Consider the following 11609-nt stretch of genomic DNA (forward strand, 5'->3'; position numbering starts at 1 on the left):
TCCGTGACGACGCCGAAAGGCCCGCAGCTTGCGGTGCTGCCGACCGCCGACGAGAATGATACAGGTTCGGTGGCGCAGATCCTCCAGCCGTCTGGTTGGCCGGTGCCGAAAGGCTATGCCAACGGCATGGCTGCCGAAGGACGGATCGTCGTCACCGGTGGCGTGATCGGCTGGGATGCCGACGAGCGGCTCGCCGACGGATTCGTAGCGCAGGTCCACCAGACCCTGGGCAACATCGCCGCGATCCTGAATGAGGCCGGCGCGCGCCCCGAACACCTCGTGCGCCTGACCTGGTACGTCGTCGACATGGACGAATACCTGGCGAACCTGAAGGAACTCGGCAGGGTCTACCGCGCCGTCTTCGGTGCGCATTATCCGGCGATGGCACTGGTCCAGGTCGTGCGGCTGGTCGAGGAGGCGGCCCGGGTCGAGATCGAGGCCACCGCCGTCATCCCGCGCTGAGCCGCGCTTACTCCTTCAGCTCTTCTTGTCAGCTCGCCTTGGCGAGTTCGTCATCTTCAGGCGAGTTCAGGTAGACGCCGGACATGGTATCGACCCAGCACAGATGGTCGTGCACCTTCTTCACGCCTTCGACGTTCTCTGCCGCGACGACCGCGGCCTGCCGCGCGCGTTCTTCGGTGATAACGCCGCTGAGGTGAACGATGCCGTCGCGGACGATGACGTTGAGGCCGAACGGGCACCAGTCGTTCTTCTCCATGGTGTCGATGATGCGGCTGCGAATGTGATCGTCGTCGGCCGTCGGGTCAGGCACTTCGCGGGCCAGCCCTGCGACCGCCTGCAGCAGATTGGCGCGGGATACGATGCCGACGACCATGTCGCCGCGCACCACCGGCAGGCGCTTGACGTTGTTCCGCTCCATGAGATCGACGATCTCCGCAAGCGCCGTATCTTCAGTGATGGTCACGGGCGAGGCGGTCATCACCTCCGAGACCTTACGGCCGTGTTCGTGGACGAAGTCGCTGGCCGATGTTCCCGGACCCAGGATGAACCGCAACCAGCGCCCCCTCTTGCGTCCCGTGCCGATTTCGCTGCGACGGATGAAATCTCCTTCCGAGACGACGCCGACCAGCCTGCCAGCGTCGTCCACCACCGTGAGGCCGCTGACGTGCCGCTTCAGCATGATGTTTGCCGCCTCCACGATGCTGGTGTCGGGGGTGACCGAGATGACCGACCGGGTCATGATCTGATGGGCGCGCATGGAAAACTCCGCTGGCATGTCGAATTTCAATGCGCAAAACCTAGTCCGCTCGTCGGGGGGCGGTTTGACCCAGGTCAAGCGGACAAGGCCGTTTTGTCCTGCTTGAGCAATCGTGATCCGTGCCGGGATTTGATGCAGCTCAACGCGGAGCGGAAGCGTCGCCATATCCTGCTGCAGGCGTAGAATAGAAGCCCGCAGGAACAATCAGCCATGAGCGTCGTGAAGATATTTCCCCGGGCCGAAGCGCCGCTGCAGGCTCCCTCCGCCAAGCCGGTCGCCGAGGTCTCCGCCGTGATTCCCGAAAGGGCCGCAGGGACGCCGGTTGCCTGCAATTGCCCGCCCGCATCAGATTCGTATCCTCTCGACCGCGCGTTTCATGCCATGCTGGCGCGGTTCACGGGCGGGATTTCGCCGGTGGCCTTGTCGCTCGCCTGGCTCGATTGGGGCACGCATCTTGCGGCGGCGCCGCAGCACCAGATGGAGATTTCCCGCAATGCTCTTCGCGATACCGGCCGGCTCCTGGGAGCTGCAGCGCACGCGATGTCGCAAAAGCCGTGGTCTGTGATCGAGCCGCAGGGACGGGATCGCCGCTTCAAGGACCGTCAATGGGAAACGGCGCCGTTCAATCTGTTTGCGCAGGCGTTTCTGCTCACCGAGCGCTGGTGGCACGATGCCACGACCGGCATACGCGGCGTGTCCCAGGCAAATGAAGCCATCGTCGAGTTCTCGATGCGCCAGATGCTCGACATGCTGTCGCCCTCCAACTTTGCAGCCACCAATCCGCAGGTTCTGGAAAAGGCGTTCCAGAGCGGCGGAGAGAACTTCGTGTTCGGCTGGCAAAACTGGTGCAGTGACCTGATGCGCCTGCTCTCCACGAAGCCGGCGGGCGACGATCAGTTTGTCGTCGGCAAGACAGTGGCGGCCTCGCCCGGCAAGGTCGTGTACCGCAACAATCTGATCGAGCTGATCCAGTACCATCCGACGACCGCGCAGGTGCGGCCGGAGCCTATCCTGATCGTGCCGGCCTGGATCATGAAGTACTACATCCTCGATCTGTCGCCGCAGAATTCCCTGGTCAAATACCTGACCGGTCAGGGCTTCACCGTCTTCGCGATTTCCTGGCGCAATCCGGATGCGAACGATCGGGATGTGGCCTTCGACGACTATCGCAAGCTGGGCGTGATGGCCGCATTGGACATGATCGGTCGGATCGTGCCGGGCCGGAAGGTCCACGCGCTCGGCTACTGTCTGGGAGGCACTTTGCTGTCGATCGCCGCTGCGGCCATGGGACGCGACGGCGACAGCCGTCTCGGCACCATCACGCTCCTCGCCGCGCAGACCGATTTCACCGAGGCCGGCGAATTGACGCTCTTTATCAATGAGAGCCAGGTCGCCTTCCTCGAGGACATGATGTGGCAGCGCGGCTATCTCGACACCACACAGATGGCCGGCGCATTCCAGCTGTTGCGCTCCAATGAGCTGATCTGGTCGCGGCTGTCGCATGATTATCTGATGGGCGAGGGCTCGCCGTCGAGCGACCTGATGGCCTGGAACGCCGACGCCACGCGGTTGCCCTATCGCATGCACTCGGAGTATCTGCGCAAGCTGTTCCTGCACAACGATCTGGCCGAAGGTCGCTATCGCGTCGAATGCAGGAGCGTCTCGCTGTCCGACATTCACACGCCGATGTTCGTGGTCGGCACGCTCGCCGATCATGTCGCGCCGTGGCGATCCGTCTACAAGATCCACTATCAGGTCGACGCCGACGTGACGTTCGTGTTGACAAGCGGCGGTCATAACGCCGGTGTCGTCGCGCCTCCTGGCGAGTCCTGGCACAACTACCAGGTCAAGACCAAGGCTGCGGACGCGCCTTTTGTCGGTCCGGAGGAGTGGCTGAAGCTGGCGCCGCATGTTGAGGGTTCGTGGTGGCCTGAATGGACCCAATGGTTGGCGGCGCGCTCAGGCGCGACCTGCGATCCACCGTCGATCGGGTTCGGAGACATTGACGGCCTGCCCGACGCGCCGGGCGACTACGTCCACACCTAGAGCCCCGTTTCCGAATGAATCGGAACGAGGCTCTGGATTGCTATTTTGACGCGTTTTCTTGACGCGAACCGGTATGCACTTCGTTTGAAAACGCTCTAGTCCTCAGGCTGCGCATTGGGCGCAAGGTCTGACGAGCGGAACGGCTTGGCCTTGTCCAGTTTCCGGTAGGCTTTCGAGGCAGTTTGCAGCAGCTTCTTTTCCCGCTTGCGGTCGAGGAAGCGAATGCCTGCCTCGGGGACGGCCTCGTTCAGTGACGCCGCCAGCGTTTGCCCACGCGCATCGTCGTTCAATTGTCCAAGGGATTTCTGCGCCTTCCTCAATTGCTTGAGGATCGACTTCTGCTTCGTCAAGGATTCGTCGGCGAACAAATCCGCGAGCGATTCGACCGAATAGGTCATCCGCTTGTTGAGAAGCCGCAGCTTGTGACGCCTCTCGACGTCGAGCTTGCGCAGCTTCCGGGCTTTCTTGAGTAGCGTCTCTTCCCACTCGGTCAGGCGGGCCGTCGCGTGGTCGGCCAGCGGGCACCGACGCAACCTGACCGCTTCCTTGCTGCGCCGGGTCGACCAGGGGCCGCTCTCGATCCAGGCTGAGGTCTGCTCGACCAGGCGCCGAAAGCGCGCGGACTGCAGCGCGCGCGCGAGCAGGCGGTGGCTTTCGGCGCGTTTCTCGTCCCAGTGCTGGAGCTCGGCGACAACGGCGAGCTCGCCGTCGCTCTCGGCGATGACCCGGTCGATCGCGACGTCGAGGTCGCGCACCATGCCCAGCTGGCTATTCAGCCATTTGAGCTCGGCCCAGACGTTTGGCCGCAGCCCGTCGTCGACCATGGGCGAAAAGAAGCGAATGGCGGTGCGCAGATGCGTCAGCGCGATCCGGATCTGATGCAGTGCCTCCGGGTCGCCACGGCATGTACCGTCATGCTGGGCGAGGACGGCATCGAGATGGCGGCGGGCGATGATCCGGAATGCCGTGTCGCAGGCCATGCCGGGGCTGAGCCGGCCGGGCAGGACATTGCGCCGCGTCGCCGGCTTGGCGGGCGCGGTCGAACTCGTGGTGGGTCGCGACATCCTTGCCCGCGTCAATCAGATTGCCTTATTGCCTCGCGATCGCGTCCCGACAGCTCTGGAGCGTCTGCTCCCGTGTTCCGGATGCATCGATGGTCGCCCAACCGACGTGACCGATATTATAGTGCTCTTGCTGCGCAGCAACCTCTTGCGTGGCGTCGGAGGCATCGCCGTGGCGGCCCCCGATGCGCGCCTGACGGATCGCGAGGTCGGCGACGAGGAAGAGCCCACTCAACGGCACGTTGCATTCGCGCCCCAGAGCGGCCAGTTGGTCCCGTTCGGATTCGCGTGCAAAGACGGCATCGACGATGACGGAATGGCCTTGCGCCAGCGCCTGTCGGGCACGCTGCGCCAGCACATCGTAGACGCGTGCCGTGACGTCGGGCCGGTACGTGGACGGTGGCAGTCGGTCGGTGTGTCCCACCTGAAACAGCTGCTTGCGAACGACGTCGCTGCGCAGCACGACGGCTCCCGGCTGCGGTGCGATGTGGGGCGCCAGGGCGCGGGCGAGGACAGATTTGCCGGTGCCCGATAATCCGCCGACCGCAACCAGGCGCGGGGCGGGGGGCGCGATCAGAGCCCGGGCGAGATCGAAATAGCGCCGCGCCTCGGCGAGAATTCCGCTCCGGTCGGCATCGGGCCGCGTCAGCCGCGCCAATGCCACCTGCGCACGGATCGCCGCGCGAATCGACATGAACAGCGGCAGGGCCGCCAGCGCGTCGAGCGTTTCGACCGCCGACGTGGTCAGATACTGGTTCAGCACGATGTTGGCTGCCGCGGACTGGCCATGGCTGAGCAGGTCCATCAGGGTGAATGCGAGATCGTAGAGCACGTCGACGGTCGCCATCTGCGCATCGAACTCGATGGCATCGAACAGGACGGGCTGTTCGCCGATCGAGACGATGTTCGCAAGATGCAGGTCCCCGTGGCAGCGGCGCACGAAGCCCTGCCGGCCGCGCTCCTCGAGCAGCGGCCGCAGGCGCAGGAACATCGCGTGCGAGGCCTTGCCGAGCTGCTCGATCGCTTCGGCTTCGAGATGGTTGCCCTTCCGCAGGCCGTTGCTGTTTCCATCAATGAGGCCCGGGATGGAGGCGACCCATGCCTTGCCGTCGGCGCGGGACGCCGCCGCATGCGAAGCCGAGATGGCGTCGGCGGTTGCCGAGGCGAGGTTCGCATCCAGCGGGCTGGCCTTCGCCAGATGATCCAGCGTCCGGCTTTCGTCGAAGCGGGACATGTCGACCGCATACTCGACCGGCCGGCCGCTGCCGTCGACCTTCAGCGATCCGTCGGTCTCCTCGGTGATCGCCACGACGCGATGATAGATCTGCGGCGCCAGCGGCCGGTTGATCCTGATCTCTTCCTCGCAGGCCGTCTTGCGTTTATCGAGCGTCGAATAGTCGAGGAACGGAAACCGGACGGCTCGCTTGATCTTCAGCGCTCGCGGCCCGTCGAGAAAGACCGACGCGGCATGCGTATCGATCCGCGTCACGCCGGAATGCGTGCAGAGCGCCGCGAAGATTCGTTCCTGGGCAGCCGTTTCGTCTGTCATCGAAGCTGGTGTCCCAAGATGCGGTCAGGGCTTCAGCACGGCGGCGCCGAGAATTTGCCCGTTCCGCAGCATGTCCAGGACTTCATTGGCCTGATCGAGCGGGAACGCGGTCGTTTCGGTGCGCACGCCGGCTCGCGGGGCGATGCTTAGAAAATCGAGACCGTCCTGTCGGGTGAGATTGGCAACGGAGATCAACTGCCGTTCCTGCCAGAGCAGATCATACGGGAAGCTCGGAATGTCGCTCATATGGATGCCGGCGCACACCACGCGCCCGCCCTTGCGAACGGCGCGCAATGCGGCCGGCACGAGCTCGCCGGCGGGGGCGTAGATGATGGCCGCGTCGAGCGGCGTGTCCGGCGTCTCGTCCGAAGCGCCGGCCCAGACGGCGCCGAGCCGGCGCGCAAGGTCCTGTGCGGCCAGATCGCCGCGCCGCGTAAACGCATGCACCGATCGCCCCTGCCAGACCGCGACTTGCGCGACGATGTGGCCGGCGGCGCCGAAGCCGTAGATGCCGAGCCGCTCGGCCTTGCCGGCCAGGACCAGGGAACGCCAGCCAATCAGGCCCGCACACAGCAGCGGGGCGAGGGCTACGTCGTCGCCGGTCTCGCCGAGCGGAAAGGCGTAGCGCGCGTCGGCGACCACGTGCGTTGCATAGCCACCGTCCCTTGTATAGCCGGTGAAGAGCGGGCGGTCGCAGAGGTTCTCCATGCCCTCCCGGCAAAACCGGCAGTTTCCGCACGTGAATCCGAGCCAGGGAATGCCGACCCGGTCGCCCAGCGCATGCATCGCGACATTGGGACCGATGAGATCGACGCGGCCGACGATTTCATGGCCGGGCACGATGGGATAGCGGATGTCGGGCAGTTCGGCATCGACGACATGAAGATCGGTCCGGCAGACGCCGCAGGCGCTGACCCTGACCCGGATCTGGCCTTCGCCGGGGATTGGATCGGGGCGCTCCTCCATCCGGAGCCGCGCTCGCGGGGCCGCCAACACCATCGCACGCATCAGTCTCTCCGGGGCGGACCGCTCCGATCGAACTATCCATAGAATGGCAGTGCGCGGCCAGTCCTTGACTTCCGTCAATGCCCGTCCTTGCCCGGTCGGGCAGTTCCCGAGGCTTGACGAGGATCAAGCATCCTGACGAAAGCCGGCCTATTCTGGCAGCTAAGGAGAATTCCGATGCCCATCAAGGACGTCTTTCTGCCGCTTGTCGGCCAGCCGCGCGGACCGGCCCTCGCAGCAATCGAGAAATGCGTTTCTGTCGCCGCCGACCTCGGTGCCAGAATCACCGCACTTGCGCTCGAGGAAGATCTCTTCGTGCGACCAAAGGTGCTGCTCCCTGACGACCCCGACGCCGTCGAGGCAAAGGGGGCTCCTGGAGCGGTCGAGATGCAACGTCTGCTGGATGCCTTCACCGGTGCGGCGTCTCGCGCCAGCATTCGGGCCCAAAGCCGGTCGGGCAAGGTGCCGGCGGACCAGATCGCGCCGATCCTGGCTGAGCATGCGCGTTTCAGCGATCTCACCCTGGTCCCCGTGAAGCCGCATGACAGCCGAACGGAGCACATCATCGAGACGCTCCTGTTCGAATCCGGGCGACCGCTGTTGCTGTGCCCGGAACAACATGTGGAGGTGCTGCGACCGGAATTCGAGAACGTCATGATCGCCTGGGATCACTCCGCGCGCGCAGCGCGAGCCGTCGGTGACGCGCTGCCGGTCCTTCAGGCTGCGGCCTCGGTCCGCGTGGTGACCGTAGCGGACGACAAGACTGACGAGATCGTGCAATCAGGAACCTCGCTCGTCGAGCATTTGAGGGAACACGGTGTCCACGCCTCGTTCGAAACGGCGAAGGGGGGCGGGAGCTCGATCGGCAAGGTGCTCGGAAGTTGGGCAAATTCCAATGCCATCGATGCGATCGTGATGGGGGCCTACCATCATTCACGCCTGAACGAGATCGTTTGGGGCGGTGTGACAAAGACCGTCATTGGCCAGCCACCGTGCTGGGTTATGATCTCGCACTAACGCATGATCCGGAAGAGTGCGCAGCGGTTTTCCGAAAAGATCATGCTTAAACAACAATCTAAAGCGCGATGACGGTTCACCTCGATCTCATCGCGCTTTAGGCTCGCCGCCAGCTTTCCGGCCTCATCATTCGACCATCGGAACCGCCCGCAACCGGGCGCATTTGCTTTCATGTCAACCTATCGCCTGAAGAATCTGCTGTCGCCGCGTTCGGTCGCACTTGTCGGGGCGAGCGCCCGCCCGGTTTCTGTGGGACGCGCCGTTCTGGAAAACATTCACAAGGCCGACTTCAAGGGACAGTTCGGCCTGGTGAATCCGCGCCATGCGGAGATCGCTGGCGTTGCATCGGTGAAGAGCCTGGACAGGCTGGACTTCGTGCCCGAACTGGTGGTCATCACCGCGCCGGCGGGGGAGGTTCCCGGCATCATCGACCAGGCTGGGCGGCGCGGCTCGGCAGGCGCGCTGATCGTCTCGGCCGGATTAGGCCATGGGCCGGGATCGTTGCAGGAGGCCGCAATCGCCGCAGCCCGCAAATACGGCATGCGGCTGATCGGGCCGAACTGCCTTGGCATCATGATGCCCGGCGTGAGCCTCAACGCCAGTTTTGCCGCGCACATGCCGGGAGCGGGAAATCTCGCGCTGATTTCGCAATCCGGCGCGATCGCTGCCGGCATGGTTGATTGGGCCGCCCAGCGCGGCGTCGGCTTCTCCGGCATCGTCTCGATCGGTGACCAGATCGACGTCGACCTTGCCGACCTGCTCGACTATTTCGCGATGGATCACAAGACCCGCGCGATCCTGCTCTATATCGAGTCCATCAAGGACGCGCGCAAGTTCATGTCGGCGGCCCGCACCGCGGCGCGTGTCAAGCCGGTCGTCGTGGTGAAGTCCGGCCGCATGGCGCAAGGAGCGAAGGCGGCCGCGACCCATACCGGCGCGCTCGCGGGCGCTGACGCTGTCTATGACGCGGCGTTCCGCCGTGCGGGTGTCCTGCGGGTCTCCGATCTGCGCGAGCTGTTCGACTGTGCCGAGACGCTCGGCCGCGTCGAATCGCCGACCGGAAAGCGACTGGCCATCCTCACCAATGGCGGCGGCATCGGCGTCCTCGCCGTCGATCGATTGGTCGAGCTTGGCGGGATTCCGGCGTCGATCTCGGCGGATGCCCGCAAGAAGCTCGACGGCGTGCTGCCGTCGACCTGGTCGGGCGGAAATCCCGTCGACATCGTGGGCGATGCCGATGCATCGCGCTATGCGGCTGCGCTAGAGGCGCTGCTGGCCGATTCCGACAATGACGCAGTTCTCGTCCTCAATGTGCAGACAGCAATCGCCTCGGCTGCCGACATCGCGACGACCGTAACGGATCTCGTCGCCAAATATCGCGAGCGGCACCGCAGTTGGGCAAAGCCCGTGCTTGCCGCATGGGTCGGGGCCGATCAGCCGATCATTCAGACACTCTCCGGCGCGGGCATTCCGAACTACCCGACCGAGGACGATGCGGTGCGCGGATTCATGCATCTGGTCCGGCATCGCGAAGTGGTCGAGGAGCTGAGCCAGGTTCCTCCCGCGATGCCCGACACGTTTGTACCCGACGCACAGGGTGCCAGACAGATCGTCGCCGCGGCCATCGCCGACGGCCGCCAATGGCTCGAGCCTGTCGAGATCAAGCACCTGCTCGAAGCCTACGATATCGCGATGGTGCCGACCTATGCCGCTGGTGATGTCGAGCAGGCGGTGGTCTGCGCGAACGAGATATTTGCACAAGGCGGGACCGTCGTGCTGAAGATCATGTCGCGCGACATCGTGCACAAATCCGATGTCGGTGGCGTCGTGCTCAATCTGACGACGCCTGAGGCGGTGCGCGCGGCCGCGACCGATATTCTCGCCCGGGCCAGGAAACTGCGGCCCGAGGCCCGCATCGGCGGCGTCATCGTCCAGGCGATGGTCGTCAAGGCGAAGGCGCGCGAACTGATCCTCGGCCTCGCCGACGATCCCACCTTCGGCACCGTCGTCGTCTTCGGCCGGGGCGGGACGGCGGTGGAAATCATCAACGACAAGGCTCTTGCACTGCCGCCGCTCGATCTGCAACTCGCCCGTGACTTGATCGATCGCACGCGGGTCTCGCGGCTGCTGCGCGCCTATCGGGACGTGCCTGCCGTCAAGCAGGACGCCGTCGCCATGGTGCTGGTCAAGCTTGCGCAGATGGCGGCCTATATTCCGGAGATTCGCGAGTTCGACATCAACCCGCTGCTTGCGGATGAGACCGGCGTGACCGCGGTCGACGCCCGTGTCGCGGTGGGGCCGCCGCAACGGAAATTCGCAGGCTCTGGCCCCGCCAATTTCGCGGTTCGCGCCTATCCGTCGCAGTGGGAACGCCGGCTCAAGCTCAAGGACGATTGGCGGATCTTCGTGCGGCCGTTGCGTCCCGAGGACGAGCCGACCATCCATGAGTTCCTGCGTCACGTGACGCCTCATGACCTTCGCCTGCGCTTCTTCGCGCCGATGAAGGAGTTCACCCACGAATTCATCGCGCGGCTGACCCAGCTCGACTATGCGCGCGCCATGGCCTTCATCGCGTTCGACGAGGCGACCGGCGAGATGGTCGGCGTCGTCCGGCTCCATTCGGACTCGATCTACGAGAGCGGAGAATATGCGATCCTGCTGCGGTCCGATCTCAAGGGCAGGGGGCTCGGATGGGCCCTGATGCAGCTGATCATCAACTACGCGAGGTCGGAAGGGCTGAAGGCGATCTCGGGCGATGTGCTTCAGGAGAACACCGTGATGCTCGAGATGTGCCGGCAGCTCGGTTTCGAGGTCAAGCCGGATCCGAACGAGCCTGATATCTGCGACGTCAGGCTGAAGCTCTGAGCGCTCGCTAGGAGGGCGATTCGGCCGAACTTGCGGTGGCGGATGTCTTGGCAGATGTCTTCGCGGTGGTTCGCAAAGACTTGACGATAATCGCGATCAGGGGCACCAGCTCCGGCACGATCGTGCTCAGCGGATGATGCACCGCGCCCGACACCTGAGCCTGGAGCGCGCGCGCCTCGAGCTGAAGGGCCTCGATGGACGCGCCGTGGATTTCATTGGCGAGCTCGATGTCGCGGCCGGACGGAGCACGGCCGGCGATGACGAAGAGAACCGCCGCGATGGCAAAATTGACGGTGCCGAGAATGGCGGCCGCGGCAATGGCGCTCCAGATCTGGACCAGCGCGAAATAGGCCGACAGCTCCAGCATCAGCAGCCCGAACGCCGCGATCAGCGCCGCAAAGGCGCGCAGGCCGAGGCCCATCAGGAGATGGCGCAGCCTGATATCCGCGATGATCCTGTCGGTGCGCCACAGCAGGCGCAGATGTTTGACGACATTGTCGCTATTCACCTAGTGTCTCCTCAGCATGAAACCGACGACCACGCCGAGCGCGAAGGCCGAGGCGAGCGACGTGATTGGGCGCTCCGCAATGAGGCCCTGTAGCTGCTCCTGCTCGTCGCTGACGGTTTCGCCGAGTTCGGCAAGCGCGGCCTTGATCTGATCAGCCAGAGCCTCGGCACGTTCCTTCGAACTGTCGAACATCTCCTCGCCGGCGGTGCTCAAGAGGCGCGTGACGTCCACCTTCAACGTCCGCAATTCTTCACTCATCCTGTCGCTGTCGAACATGGATTTGATGTCTCCATTGAATGACGCGAACCCTAGGGCCCGCTGGCATGACCGCGCTTGACT

At 64.5% G+C, this 11609-nt stretch carries 10 protein-coding genes; 4 read left to right on the forward strand and 6 right to left on the reverse strand.

Features of this window, described 5'->3' with window-relative positions:
- The first annotated feature begins 3 nt into the window (after positions 1–3).
- Complete coding sequence (locus tag JQ635_RS03735) at positions 4–462, forward strand: RidA family protein (RefSeq protein ID WP_433996550.1); 459 nt, start codon at positions 4–6, stop codon at positions 460–462.
- Positions 463–490: 28 nt separating this feature from the next.
- Here the strand turns inward: JQ635_RS03735 and JQ635_RS03740 are convergent, their stop codons facing one another.
- Positions 491–1219 (reverse strand): CBS domain-containing protein, encoded by a 729-nt coding sequence (locus JQ635_RS03740; RefSeq protein ID WP_211408527.1) that lies wholly within the window; start codon positions 1217–1219, stop codon positions 491–493.
- Positions 1220–1429: 210 nt separating this feature from the next.
- Between JQ635_RS03740 and JQ635_RS03745 the strand changes: the two genes are divergently transcribed.
- On the forward strand, positions 1430–3265 hold the full coding sequence (locus JQ635_RS03745) for a PHA/PHB synthase family protein (RefSeq protein WP_211408528.1): 1836 nt from the start codon (positions 1430–1432) through the stop codon (positions 3263–3265).
- A gap of 95 nt (positions 3266–3360) precedes the next feature.
- Here JQ635_RS03745 and JQ635_RS03750 read toward each other — a convergent pair whose 3' ends face one another.
- From JQ635_RS03750 to JQ635_RS03760, 3 genes are read right to left on the reverse strand one after another with little or no spacing between them, the layout of a single operon-like run.
- A complete protein-coding gene (locus tag JQ635_RS03750; protein ID WP_211408529.1) occupies positions 3361–4329 on the reverse strand; it encodes a CHAD domain-containing protein in 969 nt (322 codons plus the stop codon).
- A gap of 25 nt (positions 4330–4354) precedes the next feature.
- Complete coding sequence (locus JQ635_RS03755; protein ID WP_211408530.1) at positions 4355–5875, reverse strand: AAA family ATPase; 1521 nt, start codon at positions 5873–5875, stop codon at positions 4355–4357.
- A 24-nt stretch (positions 5876–5899) separates the two neighbouring features.
- Positions 5900–6883 (reverse strand): zinc-dependent alcohol dehydrogenase family protein, encoded by a 984-nt coding sequence (locus JQ635_RS03760; protein ID WP_211408949.1) that lies wholly within the window; start codon positions 6881–6883, stop codon positions 5900–5902.
- 174 nt (positions 6884–7057) lie between these two features.
- On the opposite strand from JQ635_RS03760, the gene JQ635_RS03765 reads away from it, so the two are divergent.
- Both JQ635_RS03765 and JQ635_RS03770 read left to right on the forward strand, forming a co-directional pair.
- Entirely contained in the window at positions 7058–7897 is an 840-nt protein-coding gene (locus JQ635_RS03765; protein ID WP_211408531.1) for a universal stress protein, read from the forward strand.
- Positions 7898–8068: 171 nt separating this feature from the next.
- Positions 8069–10762 (forward strand): bifunctional acetate--CoA ligase family protein/GNAT family N-acetyltransferase, encoded by a 2694-nt coding sequence (locus tag JQ635_RS03770; RefSeq protein ID WP_211408532.1) that lies wholly within the window; start codon positions 8069–8071, stop codon positions 10760–10762.
- Positions 10763–10769: 7 nt separating this feature from the next.
- Here JQ635_RS03770 and JQ635_RS03775 read toward each other — a convergent pair whose 3' ends face one another.
- Together JQ635_RS03775 and JQ635_RS03780 are read right to left on the reverse strand one after the other, a co-directional pair.
- A complete protein-coding gene (locus tag JQ635_RS03775; RefSeq protein WP_211408533.1) occupies positions 10770–11270 on the reverse strand; it encodes a phage holin family protein in 501 nt (166 codons plus the stop codon).
- Positions 11271–11546: a hypothetical protein gene (locus JQ635_RS03780; protein WP_211408534.1), complete on the reverse strand. Its 276-nt coding sequence runs from the start codon at positions 11544–11546 to the stop codon at positions 11271–11273.
- Positions 11547–11609: the final 63 nt, after the last annotated feature.

The organism is Bradyrhizobium iriomotense, assembly GCF_018130765.1.
Classification (GTDB): Bacteria; Pseudomonadota; Alphaproteobacteria; order Rhizobiales; family Xanthobacteraceae; genus Bradyrhizobium; species Bradyrhizobium iriomotense_A.

Coding starts and splice junctions, on each gene's coding strand:
- JQ635_RS03745 (WP_211408528.1), top strand. CDS start 1,430: ATGAGCGTCGTGAAGATATTTCCCCGGGCCGAAGCGCCGCTGCAGGCT.
- JQ635_RS03770 (WP_211408532.1), top strand. CDS start 8,069: ATGTCAACCTATCGCCTGAAGAATCTGCTGTCGCCGCGTTCGGTCGCA.
- JQ635_RS03750 (WP_211408529.1), bottom strand. CDS start 4,329: ATGTCGCGACCCACCACGAGTTCGACCGCGCCCGCCAAGCCGGCGACG.
- JQ635_RS03780 (WP_211408534.1), bottom strand. CDS start 11,546: ATGTTCGACAGCGACAGGATGAGTGAAGAATTGCGGACGTTGAAGGTG.
- JQ635_RS03755 (WP_211408530.1), bottom strand. CDS start 5,875: ATGACAGACGAAACGGCTGCCCAGGAACGAATCTTCGCGGCGCTCTGC.
- JQ635_RS03760 (WP_211408949.1), bottom strand. CDS start 6,883: ATGCGTGCGATGGTGTTGGCGGCCCCGCGAGCGCGGCTCCGGATGGAG.
- JQ635_RS03765 (WP_211408531.1), top strand. CDS start 7,058: ATGCCCATCAAGGACGTCTTTCTGCCGCTTGTCGGCCAGCCGCGCGGA.
- JQ635_RS03740 (WP_211408527.1), bottom strand. CDS start 1,219: ATGCGCGCCCATCAGATCATGACCCGGTCGGTCATCTCGGTCACCCCC.